Consider the following 24,650-nt stretch of genomic DNA (forward strand, 5'->3'; position numbering starts at 1 on the left):
CTGCTTCATGATAAGTCCAATTGAAGACTTTCTTTTCATCGGATTGCCATTTTTTTGTCTGTTCTTTTAACATCGTGCTATAGGGGATGATGGCGATGGTATCGGGATGATGGTCTTCTAAGTAGGCATAGTTGGACTCGGAACCATACCCAGCGTCCATCGAAACATAAGTCATCGAATCAATGAGTGCACGGTGGGTCTCAAAGAATGGTTGAAGCGTTCGTGTGTCGGTTGGATTGGGATAGATGTCATAAGCTAATACATATTGATTACTGGTGGCGATTTGTAGGTTATAGCCAGGTTTAGTTTGACCGTTTCGCATTGGATCTTCTTTCATCCGCATAAAGGTCGCGTCAGTATCCGTTTTAGAATAAGAATGACGGTCACCTAAAAGATGACGATGTTTTTCATAGTTTTGTTTCTTTTCAATGCGTTCATTGAGTGGGTGCTTGAGAGATTTTAAGCGACGACGTGATTGCTTGGTCGGATTAGGCGATTGTTTCTTTGTTTCTTCCACTTCTTTTTCTAAAGCTTCGAGACAGCTCTCTAACTGTGTCATCACTTCTTCCAGCTGATCCATCGTTAAGTCTGTTCCCTCAGGAAGTGTCATGTCTTGATAGGCTACTTTGGTTTCTTTTAACAGCTCTTTGATTTGTGCTTCATTGGCTTCATCAAAACGGATGATGTTCTTTTTCCAGACGAAGGTATATTTATTCGCATTCGCTAAAATTTTTGTTCCATCAATAAATAAAGCATCGTCTATCAGACGTTGTTCCATTAAATAGTTTACAAGTCCATCAAACCCAGCATCTAGAATGTCTTGAATGCTCTCATCCACTCGGCATCGGCAGATCGTGGTATGTGAAGGGACTCTACCTTGTGTTAACCATTGAGCCGGTAAGTTTTCAGCCGCAAAGCGTTCAATCTTCCGACTGGTAAATATCTCTCGAGTATAGGCAAAGAGAATGAGCTTTAAGACGGCAGATAAAGGGTATTCTCTCGGGCGACCAAACACATAAGGATGATCAATGGCTAATTGGTTGACCAAGCCATCAATAAAGTGGACAACATGTGCTTCTTCAGGAATATAGGCATAAGAGATTTCCAAAGCTAATTGATTGGTGTTATAATGAAAGTGCATTTTTTATGTCCTTTCTTTTGTGTTAGAGGAGAGGCATTGACGAAGCAGAAAGCGTCAACTTTCTGCTTTTTTATATCTTTATTATACCATAAAAACCACTATAAACATTGTTTAAACAACGTTTATAGTGGTTTTTCGGTTTGAGACTTATGATACAGCCCCTTTTATTTGTTTTAAACGAGTTTCCACTTAGCAAAGGCAGTTAGATAACGTTCATTAATCACTGTCGTATCAGTCAGCATATCTAAAGGGTGCTGATGTTTGCTTGTGAAGATAAGGATGACAGCAATAAATGGTACATAGTAGAAAATAACACGACCAAAAAATTCACGCATTAATAAAGTGGATATATTTAATTTATTCGATTGGGTATTAATCGGCACAACTCTTAAATTAAATAAAATTTTTCCGGGTGTTTGGCCATTCAGACCGAAAGTCATTAGGAAAAAGTAAAGGCAAAATACAGCTAAGTTAAAGAACATAGGTAAAACACCCCACAATAAGTCTGTATTCATTTCTCCTACAATGTTCGTTATAAGGTTAGTCAGGAGAAGAATGAATAGGTAATCTACCATATAAGCTGCTAAACGAAGCCAGAACCCAGCATAAACCTCCTTAGGAAGATAGTCGTAGCCATTTTCTCTCAGTTGTTGGTCAGCAATTTTCATTTGAATAGGATCAATGTCAGACTGCTTAGTCTCTTTGAAAGCTTCCTCTCTTGCTGCATGATTGCTGAATGGATTGAGTCCGGAATGATTTGCTTGACTAGAATTTAAAGAAGACGAGTTATTTTTTGTTATATTGTTGTCCTTAGAGTGGTCCGTTTGCTCTTCAATAATGACTGTACTATCTTGGGGAACTTCTTCAATAACTTTAGTTGAATCTTTTTTTTCTTCTTTTGAATGATTTAAAAGCGTCTTAAGTTCTTCTTTATCTAATTTAACTGATGTCATATTACTTACCACCTTCCCAGCGGTACTCAATCTGAGGAAGAACTTCTTCTTTTACACGGTTAAGAACTTGATCAAATTGTTTTGCATAATTATCTTCTGATTTCATAAATGTAGGGAAGAATGAGGCAAATTGGTCTTGAGGGGCTGCTTTTTCAAAAACTTGAGCATTTGCTAAGTCATTTTCTTCGCGAATAAGATCGATTACTTGACGATAGTATAGAATATCATCAACCAAGCCGTTTTCTTTAGCTTGCTTGGCGGTATAAATACGACCATCTGCTAGCTCACGCACCCGTTCTTCTGACATATCACGACCATCGACAACCACTTGAACGAAACGATCAAAGGCTTCATCAATATATTCTTGGAATACTTCTTCTTCTTCCTTAGTCATTTTACGTGCACTCGAGCCTAAATCCTTCATTTTTCCAGATTTAAAAACATAGGGTTCAACACCTATTTTGTCATAAAGCTCTCTCATATTGTAACCAGACATAATTACTCCAATTGAGCCAGTGATTGTTTCAGGAGTAGCATAAACTTTATCGGCTAACATGGCATAATAGAAGCCACCTGATGCGGCTACTTGCCCCATAGAAGCATAAACAGGAATCTTTCTTTCGTCAATCACTTCCTTAAATAAGTCATAAGCTTCACGGGTTTCGTATACTCCTCCACCTGGAGTATTTAATTCGAATAAAACAGCCTTAATAGATTCATCCGTTCGAATCTGTTCGATGGTATCCATAATAAGTTGTTGATCATAAGTAGGAGACGCTATTCCAATCACTCCTTCAATTGGGATAACTAGAATACGTTGATCTACAGAGCCATCTTCTCGAATTTCTTCTATATAATCTTGTCCAATGCCTAGCAAGGAGTTTAGTCTTTCATTCGCCCATTTTTCACTGTAGGTAATATCAGCGGGTTCATTATAAACTTTCGATAAGCTAGAAGCGACAATTAAAACAAGTGCAAAAGCGATTACTATCCATTTTTTTTTTGACATATAAGCCACCTTCCTTTGAGTTTAGTTTAACATTTTTAATGTCGGTTTGGAATGATAAGCTGTTTATAACTATAAAAAGCTGTTAGTTAGGTGTTTTCTATAATAAGTGTTGTTTTTCAAAAGCAATGAGTATTTCACGCGCTTGAATGGAATCCTCTGCTTCCATTAGTTGGACTCTTAATTCGTGTGCTCCTTTGAATTCTCTTAAATAGATTTTAAAAGACCTTCTTAAAGCAGGGAAAGGGTGGAGATCGTAATAATCAAAGAGATCCAAATGATAGCGAAAAAGATCAATCAATTCTTTAGCAGAATGATGACGTGGTTCTTTTTCAAAAGCAAATGGATTTTGAAAAACACCACGGCCAATCATAATACCGTCCATCTCATAAGTATTGTATAACTCCATTCCTTGTTGCCGATCAGCAATATCCCCATTTACAGTTAAGAGGGTATGTGGGGCGTATTGGTCACGCAAATTTTTAATCTCTCCAATTAGTTCCCAATGAGCGGGCACTTTAGACATTTCTGTTTTTGTTCTTAAGTGTATGGAGAGGTTGGCAATACCTTGTTCAAATAAATGCTTCAGCCATTCTTTATATTCTTCCACTTGATGATGGCCTAAACGCGTTTTGACTGAAATAGGAAGGTTTGCTTTTTTACTGGCTTGGATTAATTGAGCAGCTAGTTGTGGTCTTAAAATTAAACCAGACCCACGACCATGTTTAAAGACGTTAGGTGCTGGACAGCCCATATTAATATCGATACCTGCGAAGCCTTCTTCTTCCATTCCATGCGCCATTTGTTCAAAGAATTCAGGCCGGTCACCCCATATATGGGCTACTATGGGTTGTTCATCTTCAGTTTTGATTAAACGACCTCGTACGGATTCTTTGCCTAGAGGATGGCAGTAGGATTCAGAATTAGTAAATTCAGTGAAGAAAACATCAGGTCTTCCAGCTTTAGCAATAACATGTCGGAAAGCAACATCGGTTACATCTTCCATAGGGGCTAAAACAAAAAAGGGTTTGGGTAAGTTTTGCCAGAAGTTTTGTGGCATAGTTTAGGACTCCTTTCGCTTATTTTTGTAAAAATAGAATCTTTAAAAGATTACCATAAATGAGGCTGGATGCAAATATAATACAGGAATCCTCTATTAATTCTTTAGGAAAAACAACTAGCCCTATCTGTATGCTATAATTTTACTGAAAATAATTTAGGAGGATAAAAATGAAAGCAAAATTTTCCAAAAAATATTCTGTAAAGAATGAACATTCAGCTGCTAAAATTGGATCAGGTGCTTTAGAAGTCTTATCGACACCTTCGATGATTGCTTATATGGAAAATGCAGCTTATGAGCTTTGTCAGAAAAATATTGAAGATACAACTTTAGAAACCACAGTAGGTATCTTTCTTGAAGTCAAACATTTAAAAGCGAGTTCGACTATGAGCGAAATTGAGATTATTATTACAAAATGTAAAAGAGAAGGAAGAGTATTCACTTTAGATATGGAAGCTTATGATAAAGAACAATTAATTGGTCAAGCAACTCATCAAAGAATTGTTGTGAATATCGAGCGTTTTATGGCAAAGCTTAAGAAATAATATTTTCATTGATCGATGCCTTGAAAGTGTTTGAAAGATATTCAGTTTGCAAACCAACTATGTTAAGATGAGGGGGTTAATAAAAAGGTATAGGGAGGATCATTAATGGCAACTTTTTTTGAGATGCTGAGCATCCAATTAGTTCTAATTGTTTATGTCTTAGCAGGTGTGCTAGCCTATAGAAAAAGAATGATTACGGATCAGAATCGTCCAGCTTTAATTAAATTAATTGTTGAGATACTTGTTCCCGCACTTATTTTTAAGTCGTTTTTTAATATAACTTGGAACATTATTGAGCTAAGCTTTCAAACTTTAATCATTGCTACTATTATTTATACAACGATAACCCTTTTCGGCGGCTTCTTTTTTCGGGATTTGCCGGAAAAACAAGCTAAAATTTTACATTATGCGACCCTTTGTAACAGTGCCGGTTTTGCTGGATTACCCATCGTTACATCCTTATTTGGTGAATTAGGCGCTATTTTAGCCGCCGTTTATTTAATACCTCACCGCATTTTTACCTATACAATTGGTATTTCTTTATTAGTAAAACAAGAAAAGAGTTTTAAAGAGACGCTTCTTTCTTTTATAAAAAACCCAATGATTTTGGCAGTTATCTTTGGATTGGTGCTGGGCTTAAGCCAAATTTCTATACCAAGCTTTATCATGAATAGTTTTGATGGTTTGAGTCGCACAGTTACTCCTTTATCCATGATTACCATCGGTTCAATTATTGGTTCGGTTAAAATGGAGGCTCTTTTTGAGAAAGCGGTTATACGGTTTGTAGGTGTTAGAATGCTACTTATACCCTTAATCGTTTTACTGAGCTTAAAATTTCTGCAAGTAGATGAGCAAATAGCAGGTATGTGTGTGGTGATGGCGACCATGCCCGCCGGGGCTACCACGCCTATTTTAGCGGCTAAATACGATTTAGATGTCGCTTTGGCTTCTAAACTAACTTTTGTATCAATTATTTTATCCCTCTTTTTAAGTCCAGCCTTTTTGGCTTTCGTTTAATTTGAAGACAGAGGAGGAGAAATTTTCATGCCAGCCATACATAAAAAAACTAACAAAAAAAGATCTGCATAATGTACTGACCCCCTAAAGTTGGACCATGAAATCCAACTTTAGGGGGTCAGTACATTGAGCTAGCTCTTTTTCTGCTTATGCAGTGACTGTTTCGATAATTTGATGGCCCTTAACCATAACTGGTTGACAGTTTCCTTTTTTTAATTCTTGAGCAAGTTCATGGATAGTTGAAACCTGGTTAGGAAAATATGTCGCGTAAACGCCTACTTGGCCAAAATGATGAGAATCACTTCCACCAACACATTGTAGATCGTGTTCTTTGGCTGTAATAAAGGCTTGTTGATTTTCTTCTAAAGTTGAATTGCCATTTAACACTTCAACTGCATGAAGGCCTTTAACTTTATAAATATGGTCACCAAGGCCTCGGTTATTATTACGATAGGGATGAGCGGCTGTACAAGCTCCACCTTTTTTATTCACGTAATCAATGAATTCTTGAGCTGATAGGCCCGGCTCAGGCAATTCGTCAATTCCATAGGCTAAGACATCGCCTTCAGTAGTTAATATTCCACCCCCACAAAGATTGGAAAATCGAGACGTTGTTGAGCCTCTTCAACTAAAGTCATGAAACCAATTGAGTCGTGGTCTGTAATACAAACGGCATCAAGTCCGATTAGTTTGGCTCTTTCGACAATCTGCTCAATTTTCATAAAGCTATCGGGTGAAAATGTCTTCTCATGCATATGTAGGTCGATTAACATATTGGATAATCCTCTCTTATAAGTTTGTAACATTAAATATTGTTCAACATCCCTATTTTACGTAAGCTTACCTCGCTATTCAAATTGAAAAACAATCTTAAAAATTTATTTATAGTCTTTATTAATACATTTGTATCAATGATTTAGCAAGATTAGCTTTAAATTTATTAGAAAAAATAATAAATAATGACAGAACGATTTAATGAATAAAATATTTTTATTAAAAGATAATAAGAAAGAAAAATTTTAATGGAAAAACGTTTACAAAACTGGTAGGATAGCATTAAATGCTTCGGAGGTGCTTTTATGAAATTGTTAAAAGACACAAGAATAAGAATAGCTTTAATCTCAATCTTAATTTTCTTATTTGCCTATCAAAATGTGGATCGATACTTGCAGCAGATGGACGAACAGAGACGAAATAATTTAGAAACGGTTACTTTAATTGCTAGGGCTTATGGTTATGACGGAGAAGAGGAATCAGATCCTGTACTAGAGTTTATTGATAAGCAACCGTCAAAAAATTTCACCTATGATCAAGAAGCTAAAATTGATTTGGCTCATTATTTTCATGGGGTCTCCAAAGAACAAATTATTTTGAAACGTGGTGGGATTCTTATATCAATGTTAATAATTCCATATCTGCTTTTTGAGTTTATAATAAGTAAATCGGGCTTTTTATTCTAATAGCTGTTTGAAAATATGAAAGAGTAGCAATAAGGAGGAGAAAAATGAAATATTTTTCAAATTTTAAGATTCGAGCTTTATTCTTTTTTATAATAATCAGTACACTTGCGTATTTACTAGTAAAACCGATATATGATTCTTATATTATTTATAAGGAGAACGATTATTCAACCGTGTCTGTGCTGTCTAAAATACATGGTTATGAGGGTGAAGATGATATTGATTCAAAATTAGATTATATGGAACAATTGCCAGAGAATAAATTAAATAATATAGAGAAAGGGATAGTTAGTCGAGCGCGTTATTATAGAACGGATCCTGAAGTGAAAATTGTACTTAAAAAGGGAGCTATTATTGTAATAAGCTTATTCACTTTTTATTTAGTCGTCGAATACGCTTTAACGCGAACTTATTCAATTTAAAAATTGAAAACCACTAAATGAGTATCGAGAACTAAATCTACCTCTATTTTTAATAGAGGTCGTTTTAATTTGTCTAGTGAAAGTATATGAGAACTTTCTTAGGGACTTTTCATTCAAATTTAAGAGATATTTGATTAAATAATAGTATACTTATAAGTGAGCGCGTTTTAGTATTTTTAATACGTAATCTTATTTTTAAAAGCATTCGAGAAAACGCTTACAAACGCTCTGCGTTTCGGTCTCAAATAAAGATGTGTTTAAGGAGATAAAGATGATAAAATACGAAATTCCAGGTAATGGAGTGATCAAAATATCTAATGTGATTATTGATTTTAACGGCACCATCGCTGAAGACGGGAAATTAATTGAAGGAGTGGAAGAACTTCTTTCGAGTCTTTCAGAAAATGTTAAAATTTTTATCGCCACTGCTGATACCTATGGAACTGTTAAACAACAGTGTCAAAAACTTCCAGTTGAACTGGCTACCTTTCCTTCGAGTAAAGCAGCTATCTCCAAGAAACTACTGCTTGAAGAATTAGATTCTAAAAGCTGTGCCTGTATAGGCAATGGCTATAACGATGGAGAAATGATGAGTGTAGCTGCTTTATCAATAGCTGTTATAGGAAATGAAGGGCTATCCACTGTTAGTATTCGTAATGCCGATATTATTGCACCTAATATTCATTCAGCGCTTAACATCTTGCTTAAGCCTGAGCGTATTAAAGCTACTTTACGTCATTAAGTTAAAGGAGTTAGAAAATGGATAAAAAACATTGGAGATATGCCTTTGAAAAGACATTGCCAATTGGTATCGTTTATCTCATGCTAGCCTTAGGTTTTGGTATTATGATGCAGGCTAAAGGCTTTGGTTGGATTTGGGCATTATGCTTGAGCTTTTTTGTCTACTCAGGGTCTATCCAGTTTTTAGCACCAGTCATTCTTTCTTCATCCACTGGCTTATTTGCTACAGTTATTTTAACCTTTATGGTTAATTTTCGCTTATTATTTTATGGTATTAGTCAGTTGGAAAGATACAAAAAGATAAAAGGTTGGCGCAAACTCTATTTAATTCATGGCCTTACGGATGAAACTTTTTCTTTGGTATGTACAGACCACTTACCTGAAGGAATTGAACGTGAGAAGTATTCCCTTTATGTCACAGTACTCAATCATATGTATTGGACTCTTGGTAGTGTAGCGGGTAGTTTAGTAGGAAATCTCTTACCTTTTTCAACGGAGGGCATTGATTTTGCTCTAACAGCATTGTTTTTTGTCGTCGTTCTCAATCAGTGGGAAGCTACCAATAATCACAAGCCTGCTCTTTTAGGGATGACTGTTGGGTTTATATTTTTCATAATATTTGGACCAGATAATTTTATGCTGCCGTCAATGCTTGTTGTCATTGCTTTTCTACTAATTGAAAATAGACTTAAAGGAGGCCAACCAGATTATGTCTAACCTTCATTCTATCATGTTGATTGTCGTTATGGTCATTGTGACAATCACTATTAGAGCTACTCCCTTTATTATTTTCAAAAGGAAAACTCCTATTTGGATTATTTATTTGGGGCAAGTTTTTCCTTATGCCATTATGACAATCTTATTGATTTATTCATTTAAAGATATTGCCTATACTTCTCAGCGAACGATAGCGGCTATAATATCTTGCTTTTTGGTATTCGTTTTACATAAATGGCGACATTCTACTGTCTTTTCCATTTTGGGAGGAACAGTTTTGTATATGGTATTGGTTCAAACTATTTTTCAATAAATTTTCATTATGCTTAAAAAGCCAGAGCAAATGCCTCTGGCTTTTTAATATATTTTAAAAACCGATCGAAGCAATCTAACACCTTACCGGCAAAGGCCATACCTGGATCACCATCCACAAGAATAGCAATATTGTCTAAATCCGATAATTGCTCGTAATTTCCTCCTGCTTTTATGTATTGATCAACATGAACAGCAATACATGGCTCACAGCGTTGATTAATAGCAACAGCAAGAATAATTAACTCTTTAGTAACTGCATCTGGAGCCGAGGGCTTTGCTAAGATGGCAGCAAGCTGACTATAATGTTGAAGGTATTCAGGATTAAGTTCTGTTAAAAATTGTGTATTGGCACCCACTTCTTCTAAACCTTTACGATAATCAGTCCTATAAAGATTCCTTCTGCAAAGTTATTCTCTATTAGTATAGCTTTTTTATATGAAAGTATGTTCAAAAAAATTATATATATAAATTTTTCATAAATGACGGTTATTTATTTAATAATCTAATTTAATATTTAAAATTTTATCGAGTATACTAAGTTTATAAATAAACAAAAAGGAGATTAATCACATGTCAAAAGCTTATGATATCGTTCTACGTGGTACTGGTATGGGTGAAGGTGAAAAACCTCTAACAGAAAATTTGATGAAAGGTTTTTTAAATACGCTAGCTAACACTGATAAAGCGCCAAAGCATATCCTTTTATATGGTGAAGCTGTTAAGTTAGCTTGCAAGGGCTCAGACTCAATTGAAGATTTGAAAGCAATGGAAGATAAAGGAACCAAAGTTCTTTCATGCGGTATTTGCACTGAGTACTATGAAGTAGAAAAGTATATTATGGTTGGTCAAATTACAACAATGCGTGAAGTTGTTGATATTTTAACTGAAAGTGAATTAGTAATTGAACCTTAAAAAAGAATGTGAGGTAAAATAATGGAAACGACCTTTAAGCCGTTTACAACGACATTAATTGGATCGATGCCACGGTCGCCTCAATTACTCGCTGCCAAGGAAGCTTGTCAACATTTTGGTGAGTGTGATAAATACAATCAGCTGGTTCATGACGAAACTAAAGAGGTCATGGACCTCTTTAAGCGTGCGGGCATTGATGTAGTTGTAAGTGGAGAAATTTCAAGAGATAATTTTATGTCTTATGTTGCTGAAAAAGTTGAAGGTATCGAACTTTTTTCTACAGAGGAAATTAATGACTTGCTTGGAAATAATGAGGATTATGTGCAATCCTTAGAAGAGATGGATGCTTCAGATAACTCAATGAATAGTCCAGTCTGTGTCGGTAAGCTCGATTTGGAAGCCGATTTATGTACTCAAGAGCAGGAGTTAATTAAAAGCTTAACTAATAAACCTTATAAAATCACTCTTCCTAGTCCATACCTTTTAACCCGATCAATGTGGGTAGAAGGAGTAAGTGATCAAGCTTATGCGAGTAGACGTCAATTGGGTAAAGATGTTGTTGAATTATTGAAAAACACCATTCATCGTTTATATGATAATGGGGCGCGCGTCATCCAAATTGATGAACCGATTCTTTCAGAGGTAGTTTTTCAAAGAGCCCAAGGGGATACCTCCTTCTACTGAGGAACCTTATCTGCAAAGGTCAAGGTTGACCAAGAATTAATGTTTGCTCAGTCTCTTATTCAACCTGTTCTAGATGAAATAAATAGTTTGGAAGGTTGCTTATCAGCTGTCCATGTTTGTCGAGGAAATTGGACAAAAGATGAGAGTGTATTATTAGAGGGAGCGTACGATAAATTAGGTAGCTTCTTTAATAAATTAACTGTCGATATGTTGGCTCTTGAGTTTTCAACCCCAAGAGCTGGTGAAATATCCAAGTTATTTTATAATAACTTTTTAGATGAGAAAATTATACTAGGCTTAGGTGTCATTAATCCGCGATCAGATGAGGTTGAATCAGTTGAAAAAATTATGGCTCTAGCTGAAGAAGCGTTAGAGTTCTTGCCACCAGAGAGAATTTGGCTGAATCCGGATTGTGGCTTTGCAACATTTGCCAATCGTCCGTTAAATCCTGAAGAAATAATCGAAGCCAAATTAACAAATATGTCTAAAGCCGCTCAACAATTACGTCAGAATCACTGTCAATAATTCTTTTTGCAACTAGCATAGGCTAGTTGCTTTTTTGTCTAGCTTTATAAATAAAATTTATATGAAATATTGAAACAAAGGTAAAGTTTTTCTATAATGTAAACATTAATCAGGAAACGCTTACTTAAAGCAACTTTAAAATTTTGTTCGTTAACTAATATATTTTTAAGGGGGGAGTCTATGAATTACACTATAACCTTTAATCCAGCCCTCGATTATTTTATAGAGACCAGGGACTTCAAGGAAGGAGCATTAAATCGTATAGATTCAGAAACCTATCTTATTGGAGGTAAGGGTTTAAATGTCTCACTATTATTGTCAGAGTTTGGAATAGCTTCTTGTGCCTTGGGATTTATGGGTGGGTTCACTGGGAATTATTTAACCAATTTATTAAAAAAACATTCGATTGCACATGATTTTATTGAAGTGAATGGTCAAACACGTATCAATGTGAAGCTGAAAAGTAAGAAAGAAACAGAACTAAATGCCAAAGGTCCTAAAATATTGAGACCTCAATATGAGGCGTTCTTTAGTCAATTAAAGCAAAAATTAAAAAAAGGTGATACCGTATTTTTATCAGGGAATTTAGCTCCAGGTATGGAAGCGAAAGATTACGAAAGGATAGGCGAACTGTGCCAAAAAACCCAGGTCAATTTCATATTAGATTCAAACCGGGAATTAGTAACATCATGCTTAACCTATCGTCCCTTTTTAATTAAACCCAATCAACAAGAATTGGCTGATATTTTCAATTCAGTTATTCACACGGACAAGGATGTCATAAAATATGCCAAACGTTTACAGCAACAAGGTGCTCAAAATGTATTAGTATCCCTAGGGGCTGACGGAGCTATATTGTTAACTAGCGATAGTAAAATTTATCGATCCAAGTCAGCTCCAGGAAAATTGGTTAATTCTGTGGGAGCAGGCGATTCGATGTTAGCAGGCTTTATGGCTGAATACCAATCTTCAAAGTCGTTTAAGAATGCCTTAAAGGTGGGAACGGCTGCTGGTGCGGCAACAGCTTTTTCTTTAGGTATAGCTGAGCGAAAGTTAATGGACTCTTTAGTGGATAAAATCAAAATACAAGAACTTTAGGAGGAAAAGTTATGCAGCTATCAGAATTATTAAATATTGAAGTGATGGATCTTGATCTAATTGTTCGTAATAAATCAGAGGCTTTAAAGAGTCTTGTTAATAATTTCGATCAAGTCGGAGGAGTAATGGATCCAAAAGAATTATTTCAATCGCTACAAGCAAGAGAGCAACTCTCAACCACTGGAGTTGGTAACGGTGTGGCCATGCCGCATGCTCAATCATCAACGGTAAAAACGCCAATTATTATTTTTGCGCGTTCCCAAGCAGGCATTAATTGGCAAGCTTTAGATGAAAAAGATGTTCACTTAATTTTTATGATTTTAATGCCAAAAAACTCATCAAATGAGCATCTGAAGGCAATTGCTTCCTTGTCAAAAAAATTGATGGAAGAAGGAATGATTGATCAACTGATGTCTGTTAAGAATGCTCATGAAGTGGTTGATTTATTTTCTGAAGAAGCAGATTTAAAAGAAACAGCTCAAGCTAAAAGTGAAAAAAATATAATTTCTGAATCATCAGATACTTATATTTTAGCAGTTACCGCTTGTCCAACAGGGATAGCACACACCTTTATGGCTGAAGAAAAGTTAAAAGAAGCAGCTAAAAAAGCTGGGATCAGTATTAAAGTGGAAACAAACGGGCAAGCCGGTATCGGTAACAAACTTAATCAAGGGGATATTAAAAAGGCCGATGCAATTATCGTAGCAGCAGATAAACAGGTTGAAATGAATCGATTTGATGGCAAGCCGGTTATCATTACTAAAGTTTCAGATGGAATTAATAAGGCCGATGAATTAATAAATAGGGCCGTTCGTCTCGACGCTCCTATCTTTCACGCTAAGGGAGAAAAGGTAAATGAGATAGAAGATTCTGGTGAGAAAGAATCAATCGGTCGTCAATTCTACAAACATTTAATGAATGGCGTTTCTCATATGCTTCCATTCGTTGTGGCCGGTGGGATTTTGATTGCACTTTCTTTCTTCTGGGGTATAAATTCTGCTGACCCAAGCAGTTCAGACTATAATGTATTTGCTCAAATACTAAAAACAATTGGTGGAATGTCTTTTGCCATGATGCTACCAATTTTATCTGGATTTATCGGTCAATCAATTGCAGATCGTCCAGGACTAATAGTTGGAATAATGGGTGGGATTTTTGCTAATCCTGGTGTTTTAGCTGCTTATGCACCACAAGGCATTTTTGAAAATCTAGTACCCTCCGGTTTTCTTGGCGCTCTGATAGCGGGTTTCTTAGCAGGCGCTATTATAAGAGGACTGCAAATTGCCTTCAAGTGGATGCCTAAAACCCTTGAGGGTATGAAGGCAATCTTCATATTCCCAGTTCTGGGTATTCTAATGATAGGTCTGCTAATGCTATTTGTAGTGAATGGTCCGATGGGTGCGGTGATGACGGGATTAATGAATGCGATTGAATCAATTCCAAGAGAATGGGGCATTGTATTAGGATTTGCAGTAGCAGCTATGATGTCTATTGATATGGGAGGCCCCATTAATAAGGCTGCTTATGTTACAGGAACAGCTCTAGTCACTCAAGCTCAAGGGGCGGGTTCAGATGTTATGGCGGCAGTAATGGTTGGTGGAATGGTTCCGCCTATGGCTATTGCCTTAGCCGCTACGATTAAACCAAAAGTGTGGTCAAAACAAGAAAGATCTTCGGCCTATGTGAATTATGCCATGGGAGCTAGCTTTATTACCGAGGGAGCAATACCTTTTGCAGCGGCTGACCCTTTACGCGTTATTCCTTGTCTAGCCTTAGGTGCAGGTTTAGCCGGTGCACTTTCAATGGCTTTTGAATGTGTTAGCTTAGTTCCTCATGGAGGTGTTTTTGCGATAGCAGCAGGTGGGGTAAGCAACCCAATCATGTATATTCTATCTTGGTTAATAGGTAGTATAGTATCAGCCTTTTTACTAAACTACACCCGTCAATTAAAGAAGGGGTAATAACCCAATAGGTATATTATTAACTAAATTTTGATAAATTATATAATTATAGTTATTAGTTTATTGCTTTGTGAGAATATATAGATAGTAAAGTTTGATTAATCGCTAACCATCGCTAATCTTAGTTGAGATTATTAGAAGATGCAGCGCTTTTCAAATCAAATTCTAATCAAACTAATATGGAAATTGTTTGGAAGATTGTTTAATATTAAGGACAGGAGTGAGAAAACGATAACATTTTCTACACCCTCTTAGGAATGATTAGAAAGAATCAACCGTTCTAGTTTTGCTCTTTCTATTTCATACTAAAACAAAGTAAACTGACTTACAATCGCTGCAAGACTTAAACTTTAAAATCAAATGGCTTGACAGCGTTTTCACTAATTGGTAAAATGTAAGCAATTACAGTTTTTGAAAGTGAGGGAAGTATACTCAGAAAAACTTTATTGTTTGTCGCTTTGTACATTTTTAAGGAGGAAAATTAATGAAGAAATCGTTAAGAAAAGTAGTTGTTTCTTTTGTAACTGCTTTGACGCTAGGTTCCGCAGTATCACCATTATTGGCTTCAGCACAAGATGAAATTGTTGGTGATTTAGTTCCAGAATATAAAGCTACTTATTTAGGGGATCCTACTTCACTGGACTATACATTCTCTATGCGTGATTCAAATACAAGTCATACAGTTAACTTCATCGATGGATTATACGAAAACGACCAATTCGGTAACTACATCCCATCAGTTGCAGAGTCTCATGAAGTTTCAGAAGATGGCTTAGTCTATACTTATAAAATCCGTCCAGGAGTTATGTGGTTTGATAACAACGGTAACGAAGTGGCTGAGACAACTGCTCACGATTTTGTTACTGGTTTAAAACACGCTGTAGAGGTTCAATCAGAAATGTTACCAATCGTACAATCATCTATTAAAGGTCTTAACGACTATGTAAATGGTAAAATTACTGATTTTGCTGAAGTAGGGGTCAAAGCGATTGATGATTATACCCTTGAATATACTCTCGAAGAACCAGAACCATATTTCAACTCAAAAACAACTTATGGTATTTTATATCCAATCAATCAAGAGTTTCTAGATTCTGTTGGAGATGATTTCGGTTCATTAACTCCAGACTCAATTTTATACAATGGAGCTTTCCTACTTTCTAACTTAACTGCTAAATCTGAAATTGAATACACTAAGAACGAAAATTATTGGGATGCTGATAATGTATTCTTAGACACAGTTCAATTTACTTACAATGATGGTTCTGATCCAGAAGTATTCTACCGTCTATACAAAGATGGAGCTGTATCGTTCTTTACAGTAAATCCTACTTTACCAATCTATGACGATGTTAAAGCAGAATTCGACGGTTATATCACACAACAACAACGTCAAGGATCTTCATTCTTATTACAGTTTAACTTAAACCGTTTGAAGCATGAAGCAACTGGTAAAACTACTGAAAAGCAACATGAAGACACTCACCAAGCACTTTTAAATAAAGCTTTCCGTCAAGCAATTATGTTTGCTTTCGATAAACACACTTACATGACACAAAAATTCGGTGAAGAATTTGCTGATACAGATATTCGTAACTTATTAGTTGCACCAGAATTTGTTATGTTAGAAGAAGAGTCATTTGGAGAAGCAGTAGCACGTCACCTTGAAGAAATGAATCCGGAACTTTATGAAGGAATCAATTTGGAAGATGGACAAGATGCATTCTTCAATCCAGAAAAAGCTCAAAAATTAATTGAACAAGCAAAATCTGAATTAGAAGGCGTAGACTACCCAATTCAATTAGATATTCCAGTTCTAGAAACAGTTCCTGTGGCTGTCAACTTTGCTAAGTCTTTAAAAGCTTCTTTTGAAGAAGTTTTAGGTTCTGAAAATGTTGTAGTTAATCCAGTTCTTCTAAACCAAGATACATATTTAAACGCAACATTCAACGCTACTGTTGCTGCAGAAGTTGATTATGATATGACTAATGAATCTGGTTGGATTCCTGACTACTTAGACCCATCAACATTCTTAGATATTTATTTACCTACTAATGGTACTTTCTTAGTTCCAATTGGTTTTGATCCAATTCTTAAAGAAGGACAAGAAGATCCATATGCAGAAGCACGTGAAGCTTCAGGATTATACGAATATGCTGAATTGGTCAAAGCAGCTGATGCTATTAATGATGATTTAGATGCTCGTTACGATGCTTATGCTAAGGCACAAGCTTGGTTAACAGATTCTGCAATCGCAATTCCATTTAACACTTTAGGATCACACCTACGAGTTACTAATATTGTTCCGTTCTCTGGTCCTTACTCATTTGCAGGTACTGGTCAACGTAGATTCAAGTTCTTGAAAGTTCAATCTGAACCTGTTTCATATGAACAATGGCAAGCGGCTTACGATAATTGGTCAGCTAATAAGTTAGACGGATCAAGTGTTTCAAGTGAAGTTGGTGGAAGCAAAACTGATGAGTCTGCTTCTAAAGAAGAAACTGAAGAAGAAATGATGGACGAGTCAGCTGAAGAAACTGAAGAAACTGAAGAAATGAAAGATGAATCAGCTGAAGAAACTGAAGAAGCGGCTGAATAGTCAAAAGAAAATGTAATCTTAGATGAAAAAGGCTGAGAAATTGGCCTTTTTCATTTATTATAGGAGGATTCAAATGAAAAAATACTTATTCAAAAGAATTCTTCGGTCACTATTTTCGATTTTTATGGTTACTACTTTAGTGTATTTAGCCATTTTTTCACTGGTGCCGAGAAATTCAATCTTCAAAGATGACCCTGCAATTGCTAAATTAAAGTCACAACCCGATCAACTTTTAGAGTATCAAAATAGCGCTTTTGACCGAATGGGGTATATTAATTATTTAAATCAACGTGACTTTCAAAAGGAAGTTCAAAAAGACTATCCAGAATTTACAAATCAAGAAAGTCCCGAGAATCAAGCAATTATAGACAAATGGCAAGAAAATAACCAAAATTGGGAAGTAGGTCAACTTCCGATAAGCGGAGGCTATTTTGCTACCGATGAAGTTTCAATTGGTGCAAGGGTCTTAAATTTTTATAAAAATTTGATTGAGTTTGATCACCCTTGGCGTATTAAAGACCCGGAAAATCCTGATCTAAAGCGTGGATATCAAATCACTCACGACGCAACAGCTGGTTGGGCATTAACTGGTTCAGGTACAAAATATTACTACCAAATCTACTTCAATAATAAATTCCCATTTATCCACCAAAATTTCCTTAAAATTAATTTAGGAGTTTCATACCCTACTTTTGCAGGGAAGCCTGTTGTGGATGTTATTACGGACAAACAAGGTCGTTCAGTAACAGAAGAAATTACTATGCCAGATGGTAAAACCTTTAAATCTGCCATTAATCCTTACACACGTTACTACAAACCAACAGCTGAACTTTCTTTAACAGAAAAACGTATGTTTGAAGGTTCAAACTATGCAGGGGCTGATTCTAATAACGAAGATCCATCTATGATGATGATTTCATTTAGAAACGGCATTGCCTCAATTATTTTAATGTATACTATTGCTATACCAATGGCTATGGCTATGGCAAGATACAAAGGTCAATTGGTAGATAAGTTAGGAACTGCAATTATCACACTCTTAATCTCAGTACCTTCAGTTGCTTTCATTTTCTTTGGACGATATATTGGTAATAAGTTCTTTGGGCTACCTGATTTATTCCCAATTTTTGGACCTGGGAATATTAAATCCTATATAATGCCTGTTATTGTTTTAGCTTTATTAGCTCTATCTGGTTCTGTAATGTGGATTCGACGCTATATGGTCGATCAGCAGTCATCTGATTATGTTAAATTTGCTAAAGCGAAAGGTTTAAGTCAATCAGAAATATCTCGCAAACATATATTTAGGAACGCGATTATACCAATTGTGAACGGTGTTCCTGGAGCAATTATTTTCTCAATTGCTGGAGCCACAATCACTGAACAAGTATTTGCCATTCCTGGAATGGGTAAAATGTTGCCAGATGCAATTCTTTCTCATAATAACCCAATCACTGTTGGATTAATCTTTATATTCTCAGTTTTAGGGGTTGTCTCTATCATGTTAGGCGATATTGCGATGACTCTTGTGGATCCACGTATCCGCCTAGAAGTGAAGGAGGATAAATAATGGAAGTACAACCTAATATTAATGATGCTTCTTTTCGTTTTGTAGAAACAAATGAAAAAGAAGCTGAAAAAATTAATTCACCAAAATACTCTTATTGGCAATCGGTTTGGAGAACTTTTGGTAAAAATAAGATTGCTATTTTCTTCTTATTTCTTATGACAGCAATCATTTTAATGTCATTTATCCAACCTATTTTCTCTGGTTATGATCCAATGGATACTGCTAAAATTAATGATTTATCAGCACGCTATATTGAACCGAGTGCAAAGCACTGGTTTGGTACAGATGCTAATGGACAATCATTATTTGATGCTACTTGGTCTGGAGCAAAAACATCCATTTCAATCACAGTTTTAGCGACTTTGGTCACTACGACGGTTGGTGTAGTAGTTGGTGCATTCTGGGGAATGTCACAAAAAATAGACGTTTTCATGCTAGAGGTTTATAATGTTTTTGCTAATATTCCACCGTTATTAATTATTATGGTATTAGCCTATTCATTAGGGAATGGTTTTTGGAATTTACTTTTTGCAATGACCCTCACTTCATGGATTTTTACGGCATACTTTATTCGTGTACAAGTAATGATTATGCGTGATCGAGAGTATAATTTAGCATCAAGAACTCTCGGAACACCAGCAAGACGAATGATTTTTAAAAACATTTTGCCTTATTTAACATCAATCATTACTACAGACGTTTCCAGAGTTTTACCAGGATTTATTGCGACTGAAACTTTCCTATCCTTTATTGGAGTTGGTTTATCAGCTGATATTGTTTCTTTAGGTGGATTAATTCAGAAGTATTCCACAAATATCGCTTCAAAACCGTACTTATTCTGGATTCCTGTATCTGTTCTTGCTTTGATTTCAGTTTCTCTTTACATTGTGGGTCAAGCATTAGCTGATGCAACTGATCCTAAGAATCACATATAGGAGGCAATTGAAATGACAGAAAAGAAAAAGATATTAGAAATAAGAGATCTGGTTGTTAAATTCCAGGTGCGTGACTCTGAATTGACTGCTATTCGTGGTATCGATTAAGACCTTTATGAAGGTGAGGTTCTTGCTTTAGTAGGGGAATCTGGATCAGGAAAGTCAGTTTTAACGAAAACATTTACAGGAATGCTTGAAAAAAATGGTAGTATTCCAGAAGGTAAAGTTATCTATAAAGGCGATGAGTTACAAAATTTTACTTCAGATAAACAATGGTTAAAATATCGTGGTAAAGAAATGGCAACAATTTTCCAAGATCCAATGACTTCTTTGAATCCAGTCTTAACAATTGGAACTCAAATAACAGAGGTTATTACTAAGCATCGTAATGCTTCGCAAAAAGAAGCAAAAGAGGTAGCGATTGATTTAATGGAGCGTGTTGGTATTCGTGACGCTGAAAAACGTTTTGATGATTATCCGTTTGAATATTCAGGTGGAATGCGTCAACGTATTGTCATTGCAATTGCATTGGCATGTCGTCCTAAAGTATTGATTTGTGATGAACCAACGACTGCTTTGGATGTTACTATTCAAGCTCAAATTCTAAGATTACTAAAAGAATTACAAAAAGAATATGAATTTACAACTATATTTATTACTCATGACTTGGGTGTAGTGGCTCAAATTGCAGACCGTGTTGCAGTAATGTATGCGGGACAAGTCATTGAAACAGGAACAGTAGAAGATATCTTCTATGACCCAAGACATCCTTACACATGGGCACTTTTATCATCATTACCACAATTATCAAATCCGGAAGAAGATCTATTCTCAATTGCAGGTACACCACCTTCTCTTTATACAAAAATTGAAGGAGATGCTTTTGCTCCACGTAGTCCTTATGCAATGCAAATTGACTATGAAGCTGAACCACCTATGTTTAAAGTTTCAGACACTCACTACGCTAAAACATGGTTACTAGATCCTCGAGCACCGGAAGCTGAAAAACCATCTGTTATTCATAACCTTCATGAAAAATTGAAGAAAGTTCATGGTGCAGATGCAGCTCTTAGAGAGGAGTTAGCAAATGGAGAAAAATAGAGAAAAATTAGTTGAAGTAAACGACCTTGAAATCACTTTTGGTGAAGGCAAAGACAAGTTCGTTGCTGTTAAAGATGCCACTTTCCATGTATTTAAAGGAGAAACCTTATCATTAGTAGGTGAGTCTGGATCTGGTAAAACAACTATTGGTCGTGCAATTAATGGTATTAATAAGACTTCAGGAGGAGAAATTCTCTTTAAAGGTAAAAGAATTAATACTAAATTATCTGAAAAAGAGCGTAAAGAGCTAATTGGAAGCATTCAAATGGTCTTTCAAGATCCCTCTGCCTCTTTGAATGACCGTGCAACAGTAGAGTATATTATCTCAGAAGGCCTTTATAACTTTAATTTATTTAAAGATGAAGAAGATCGCTTACAAAAAGTTGAGAATATGCTTAAAGAAGTTGGACTTTTATCTGAGCATATGTATCGTTATCCTCATGAGTTCTCAGGTGGACAACGTCAACGTATTGGGATTGCTCGAGCTCTTATTATGGAACCAGAACTTGTTATTGCAGATGAGCCGATCTCATCTTTAGATGTTTCTGTTCGGGCGCAAGTTCTTAACTTACTCCGTAAATTCCAACGTGAGAATGGCTTAACTTATATTTTTATTGCTCATGACTTATCAGTCGTACGTTATATTTCTGATAGAATAGCAGTAATTCGTAATGGTCGTATTCTTGAAGTTGCGGAAACTGAAGAATTATTCCGTAATCCAATTCATCCTTATACACAAGCTTTACTTTCTGCTGTACCTATTCCAGACCCAGAGCTTGCTCGTAAAGTTAAATTGAAAGTTTATGATCCTGAAATGCATGATTATTCAACTGATATACCAAAAGTACGTGAAGTACTCCCAGAACACTACATTTATTGTAATGAAGCTGAATTGGCTAAATATCAGGAAATGTATCATTGAGAGTTTAAGTCGAGGTTTTAATCTCGGCTTTTCTTTTATTATAAGTTAGTGTAAAATTAATATATCATTTAGAAATGAGGTAGAAAAATGTTACCACAAACAGGCGAAATGGCTACTTGGTTTTTGATCGTGATCGCAGCGATTGCTTTAATCGGTGGTATTGCAATGGTATACAAAGGCAATAAAAATAAGCGTTAAGCTTATTTTCAGACATCCTGCATCCCTTAGGTAGTTTAGGGGTGTATTTTTAAGCAGATTTCTTGAGTGAAAAGGCTTTATCTGTTAATATTTATGTATTAAGAAGGTCTTTAAAATGAATTCTTCTTAAAAAAGATTTAAGGAGTGGAAAAAATATGACCAAATTAAAAACAGTTATCGGTATGGTAGCAGGTCTTGCAGGTGCCTATGCGGTAGTTAATTATCTATACCCTGAAAAAACAGAGGAGTATCGTAAGAAATTATCAGAATCGAGTGTGGAAGCGCGCGATCAATTGGCTTCTTATAAAGAGCTTGCTCTTAAAAAGGGTCAAGAGTTATCTGATGTTGCTGCTTTAGCAAGTGAAGATGCTAAAGTATCTTTTTCAGAAACGGCAGAAGAATTAAAATTTTCTCTAACAAACTTGAAAAATCAATTATTTAGTTCAATTGAAGAAACGCAGCATTCTCTTGCTAATCAAAATGATGATTCTGATTTTAAAGAAGTTTTAGCTCATTCAGCTAATGAATTAAAAGAAGAAATTGGACAATCATTTGAAGAAATTCTTGAAAGTTTCGCCAATTTAAAACATGAGATTGAAGACACTACCGATATCGCAATTGAGTTATCAAAAGAAGTTACTGGTGAGTGATTTTATATAAATTGGCTCTATGTCCAATAGGGTTGATGCTATCCAAGGAGATTAAGCCACTAATGGTTGCTTGGTCTCCTTTTCTTTTCTTTTTGACACATATACTCTTGGTTATCGATGAATTAAAGCTTAATTATACAAAACATGCCATCAAAAAATTAGCCCTAAGAAAAGTTTTACGAATCAGGGGTAAGCTCAGCTTGAAACGTACAAAATTCTGGCGGAGTCACGTCGCTATAGCTCTTACGAAGGCACTGTGGGAACAAATGCTCCCAACCACCTCAATCGTCGCTTTAGTGTAAAATGAATGGCAACTGAAAGTTAAATTAGGGAAAAATTCTGCTTATTTAAGCCCTATTATGGATTTATTTAACTCTGAAATGATCGCTTGGAATCTTAGCGATCATCCAACCTTAGATTGGGTCATCAAGCCATTGACTGACGCTATTGCTATGATTAAATTGGTCTTTAGAAGCGTTATATTTGAATTTTTACAAATAAGTTAGTATGCTAAGGATAAGGAAAGTTCTAAAAGAACGATTTGTCTAAAGCAATTATTTTATAGTATTTATCACCACTATAAAGATAAATTGTACCTTAAAGCACCTTGAGTGTTAAAACTTTAAGAAAGAGGGATTTATATGAATAATGAACGAGATAAGCACAATGTTGAGCCTACTGTTGGAGGTCAGGGTAAAGTCGTTGTAAAGGATCCTACTAAGGATACTGGCAACCACACTTATACCTCACATCATGATCACCATATAGGACATCATCATCGGATAGGAGAAAACTTATCGTGGCGTGCTGTTTTCGCTGGATTAGTGACTTTCGTCGCTTTAAGCATGTTGTTCTCTTTAATTGGGGCAGCTATCGGACTTGGAGCTACTGACTTAACCGCTGTTAATCCATTAGATGGAGTTGGAATGGGCTTAATCATTTGGACGATTGTGTCATTAATTTTAAGTTTAGCCGGCGGAGGATTTATCGCAGGATACACTGCACACCGAGCTGGTATGGTTCATGGTTTCCTGACATGGGCTACAGGCCTAATTGTAGCAGTAGTATTGGCTTCATCAGCAGTGACAGGAACTTTCAATACAATTGGTGCTATGTTTGGTGCGACAACTAGTGCTGCTGGAGATGCAATAGGAAATGTTTCAAAAGCTGCAGGTAATTTATCTGAAGAAGCATTTAATGCTGTAACAGATAACTTACAGCTTGATACATCGAACTTAGACCAAGAAGTACAAGATTTACTAGAAGACACTGAAATTGAACAGTTGCAACCAGGTTATTTACAAAATCAGTTAGATGAAACGGTAACTGATATTCAAAATGCAGCTAAAAGCGTTGTAGTTGATGGAAAACCTGTTGAGCAAGCGATGAAAGATGTTTATACAAACATTGAAGATCGTATGGCTACAATTGACGAAGGTTTAGATGAAGATGCTTTATCGAATGCTATTGCTGATAATACTGATTTAAATGATGAAGAAGCAGAAGAAGCTACAGCTCACATTATGAAATCATATGAAGAAGCTCAAGCTCAAGCGAAATATTTACTTGCTAGCGCTGAAACTGAAATGAATCGCTTAGAAAGTGGAACAAAACAAGCAATTGACGAAGGTGTCGAAACAACAAATGATGTTATGAATGAAGCTTCTAAATATTCTATCTATGCTTTCATTGGATCTGTTTTGGGATTAGTAATTTCTGCCTACGCTGGTAAGATGGGTGCAGAAAAAGAATTAGAGCAAGATCAAGTTGTTATTAAATAATTTAGCCTGTAATTTACAATATTAAACTAATAAAGAGTCTACTGATTATAGTGACCCAAGAAGTTGGACCAGAGAGATGAGTACATGTTTTATGTGCTTGTCTCTCTTATTTTATTGTTTTCTAAGCAGCTTGAAGATTAGCGAGAAACCTATCGAGAGGCCAGCATGAGGCAGCAGGGAACTTAAATCTACTTATGAAGATACACTTGATTCAATAAGTGAATTAAATAAAGCTCAAAACAAACTATAATTATTAATGAGTGACTTTGGAGATGAAATAGGCAAAGTACTAGCTCTGATATTGCAAGTTGTAGCTGATATCTTACAATCAATTAGA

The 24,650-nt window shown here is 35.7% G+C and carries 25 protein-coding genes and 1 pseudogene; 19 read left to right on the forward strand and 7 right to left on the reverse strand.

The window, feature by feature from the left end:
* The 4 genes from ACQV2O_RS02970 to ACQV2O_RS02985 all read right to left on the reverse strand — a co-directional run.
* Positions 1-1,141, reverse strand: a 1,141-nt coding sequence (locus ACQV2O_RS02970) for a transposase (protein ID WP_428874943.1), incomplete at its 3' end; no start/stop codon positions are given.
* A 173-nt stretch (positions 1,142-1,314) separates the two neighbouring features.
* Entirely contained in the window at positions 1,315-2,094 is a 780-nt protein-coding gene (locus ACQV2O_RS02975; RefSeq protein WP_428874944.1) for an RDD family protein, read from the reverse strand.
* 1 nt (position 2,095) lies between these two features.
* Positions 2,096-3,103: a signal peptide peptidase SppA gene (gene sppA / locus ACQV2O_RS02980; RefSeq protein WP_428874945.1), complete on the reverse strand. Its 1,008-nt coding sequence runs from the start codon at positions 3,101-3,103 to the stop codon at positions 2,096-2,098.
* 97 nt (positions 3,104-3,200) lie between these two features.
* Positions 3,201-4,160, reverse strand: a complete 960-nt coding sequence (locus tag ACQV2O_RS02985) for a tRNA dihydrouridine synthase (protein WP_428874946.1) — start codon at positions 4,158-4,160, stop codon at positions 3,201-3,203.
* 170 nt (positions 4,161-4,330) lie between these two features.
* Here ACQV2O_RS02985 and ACQV2O_RS02990 point away from each other — a divergent pair, with 170 nt between their 5' ends.
* Both ACQV2O_RS02990 and ACQV2O_RS02995 read left to right on the forward strand, forming a co-directional pair.
* Positions 4,331-4,705, forward strand: a complete 375-nt coding sequence (locus ACQV2O_RS02990; RefSeq protein ID WP_428874947.1) for a thioesterase family protein — start codon at positions 4,331-4,333, stop codon at positions 4,703-4,705.
* A 105-nt stretch (positions 4,706-4,810) separates the two neighbouring features.
* The gene (locus ACQV2O_RS02995; RefSeq protein ID WP_428874948.1) at positions 4,811-5,722 is read left to right on the forward strand and encodes an AEC family transporter; all 912 of its coding nucleotides are present in this window, start codon (positions 4,811-4,813) and stop codon (positions 5,720-5,722) included.
* A gap of 147 nt (positions 5,723-5,869) precedes the next feature.
* Here the strand turns inward: ACQV2O_RS02995 and ACQV2O_RS03000 are convergent, their stop codons facing one another.
* On the reverse strand, positions 5,870-6,256 hold the full coding sequence (locus ACQV2O_RS03000; protein ID WP_428874949.1) for a PHP domain-containing protein: 387 nt from the start codon (positions 6,254-6,256) through the stop codon (positions 5,870-5,872).
* A 38-nt stretch (positions 6,257-6,294) separates the two neighbouring features.
* Complete coding sequence (locus ACQV2O_RS03005; RefSeq protein ID WP_428874950.1) at positions 6,295-6,495, reverse strand: PHP domain-containing protein; 201 nt, start codon at positions 6,493-6,495, stop codon at positions 6,295-6,297.
* 306 nt (positions 6,496-6,801) lie between these two features.
* Between ACQV2O_RS03005 and ACQV2O_RS03010 the strand changes: the two genes are divergently transcribed.
* The 5 genes from ACQV2O_RS03010 to ACQV2O_RS03030 all read left to right on the forward strand — a co-directional run bounded on the left by ACQV2O_RS03010 (position 6,802) and on the right by ACQV2O_RS03030 (position 9,375).
* The gene (locus tag ACQV2O_RS03010; protein ID WP_428874951.1) at positions 6,802-7,182 is read left to right on the forward strand and encodes a hypothetical protein; all 381 of its coding nucleotides are present in this window, start codon (positions 6,802-6,804) and stop codon (positions 7,180-7,182) included.
* A 44-nt stretch (positions 7,183-7,226) separates the two neighbouring features.
* Entirely contained in the window at positions 7,227-7,604 is a 378-nt protein-coding gene (locus tag ACQV2O_RS03015) for a hypothetical protein (protein WP_428874952.1), read from the forward strand.
* Between the two features lie 271 nt (positions 7,605-7,875).
* The gene (locus ACQV2O_RS03020; RefSeq protein WP_428874531.1) at positions 7,876-8,346 is read left to right on the forward strand and encodes an HAD family hydrolase; all 471 of its coding nucleotides are present in this window, start codon (positions 7,876-7,878) and stop codon (positions 8,344-8,346) included.
* Positions 8,347-8,363: 17 nt separating this feature from the next.
* On the forward strand, positions 8,364-9,062 hold the full coding sequence (locus tag ACQV2O_RS03025) for an AzlC family ABC transporter permease (RefSeq protein ID WP_428874532.1): 699 nt from the start codon (positions 8,364-8,366) through the stop codon (positions 9,060-9,062).
* A complete protein-coding gene (locus ACQV2O_RS03030; RefSeq protein WP_428874533.1) occupies positions 9,055-9,375 on the forward strand; it encodes a branched-chain amino acid transporter permease in 321 nt (106 codons plus the stop codon). Before ACQV2O_RS03025 ends, ACQV2O_RS03030 begins: the two co-directional genes overlap by 8 nt.
* Before the next feature lie 13 nt (positions 9,376-9,388).
* On the opposite strand, the gene ACQV2O_RS03035 is transcribed toward ACQV2O_RS03030, so the two are convergent.
* A complete protein-coding gene (locus ACQV2O_RS03035; RefSeq protein WP_428874953.1) occupies positions 9,389-9,733 on the reverse strand; it encodes a carboxymuconolactone decarboxylase family protein in 345 nt (114 codons plus the stop codon).
* 214 nt (positions 9,734-9,947) lie between these two features.
* Between ACQV2O_RS03035 and yedF the strand changes: the two genes are divergently transcribed.
* The 12 genes and pseudogenes from yedF to ACQV2O_RS03095 all read left to right on the forward strand — a co-directional run bounded on the left by yedF (position 9,948) and on the right by ACQV2O_RS03095 (position 24,313).
* Positions 9,948-10,289: a sulfurtransferase-like selenium metabolism protein YedF gene (gene yedF / locus ACQV2O_RS03040; RefSeq protein ID WP_428874535.1), complete on the forward strand. Its 342-nt coding sequence runs from the start codon at positions 9,948-9,950 to the stop codon at positions 10,287-10,289.
* Positions 10,290-10,310: 21 nt separating this feature from the next.
* Entirely contained in the window at positions 10,311-11,498 is a 1,188-nt protein-coding gene (locus ACQV2O_RS03045) for a cobalamin-independent methionine synthase II family protein (RefSeq protein WP_428874536.1), read from the forward strand.
* Positions 11,499-11,678: 180 nt separating this feature from the next.
* On the forward strand, positions 11,679-12,596 hold the full coding sequence (pfkB, locus tag ACQV2O_RS03050; protein WP_428874444.1) for a 1-phosphofructokinase: 918 nt from the start codon (positions 11,679-11,681) through the stop codon (positions 12,594-12,596).
* 11 nt (positions 12,597-12,607) lie between these two features.
* Complete coding sequence (locus ACQV2O_RS03055; RefSeq protein ID WP_428874954.1) at positions 12,608-14,557, forward strand: PTS fructose transporter subunit IIABC; 1,950 nt, start codon at positions 12,608-12,610, stop codon at positions 14,555-14,557.
* 484 nt (positions 14,558-15,041) lie between these two features.
* Positions 15,042-17,156, forward strand: a complete 2,115-nt coding sequence (locus ACQV2O_RS03060) for a peptide ABC transporter substrate-binding protein (protein ID WP_428874955.1) — start codon at positions 15,042-15,044, stop codon at positions 17,154-17,156.
* Positions 17,157-17,229: 73 nt separating this feature from the next.
* Positions 17,230-18,726, forward strand: coding sequence for an ABC transporter permease (locus tag ACQV2O_RS03065; RefSeq protein WP_428874956.1), 1,497 nt, complete (start codon positions 17,230-17,232; stop codon positions 18,724-18,726).
* Entirely contained in the window at positions 18,726-19,661 is a 936-nt protein-coding gene (gene oppC, locus ACQV2O_RS03070; RefSeq protein ID WP_428874957.1) for an oligopeptide ABC transporter permease OppC, read from the forward strand. Before ACQV2O_RS03065 ends, oppC begins: the two co-directional genes overlap by 1 nt.
* Positions 19,662-19,673: 12 nt before the next feature.
* Positions 19,674-20,762 (forward strand): annotated as a pseudogene (locus ACQV2O_RS03075) (ABC transporter ATP-binding protein).
* The gene (locus tag ACQV2O_RS03080) at positions 20,749-21,684 is read left to right on the forward strand and encodes an ATP-binding cassette domain-containing protein (RefSeq protein ID WP_428874958.1); all 936 of its coding nucleotides are present in this window, start codon (positions 20,749-20,751) and stop codon (positions 21,682-21,684) included. The pseudogene ACQV2O_RS03075 and the gene ACQV2O_RS03080 overlap by 14 nt, the downstream one beginning before the upstream one ends.
* Positions 21,685-21,771: 87 nt before the next feature.
* Complete coding sequence (locus ACQV2O_RS03085) at positions 21,772-21,882, forward strand: LPXTG cell wall anchor domain-containing protein (RefSeq protein WP_428874437.1); 111 nt, start codon at positions 21,772-21,774, stop codon at positions 21,880-21,882.
* 155 nt (positions 21,883-22,037) lie between these two features.
* The gene (locus ACQV2O_RS03090; RefSeq protein WP_428874436.1) at positions 22,038-22,532 is read left to right on the forward strand and encodes a hypothetical protein; all 495 of its coding nucleotides are present in this window, start codon (positions 22,038-22,040) and stop codon (positions 22,530-22,532) included.
* A gap of 641 nt (positions 22,533-23,173) precedes the next feature.
* Positions 23,174-24,313, forward strand: coding sequence for a hypothetical protein (locus tag ACQV2O_RS03095; protein ID WP_428874959.1), 1,140 nt, complete (start codon positions 23,174-23,176; stop codon positions 24,311-24,313).
* The last annotated feature ends 337 nt before the right edge of the window (positions 24,314-24,650 follow it).

Origin of the sequence: Facklamia sp. P13055 (assembly GCF_050409445.1) — a bacterium.
Lineage (GTDB): Bacteria > Bacillota > Bacilli > Lactobacillales > Aerococcaceae > Facklamia.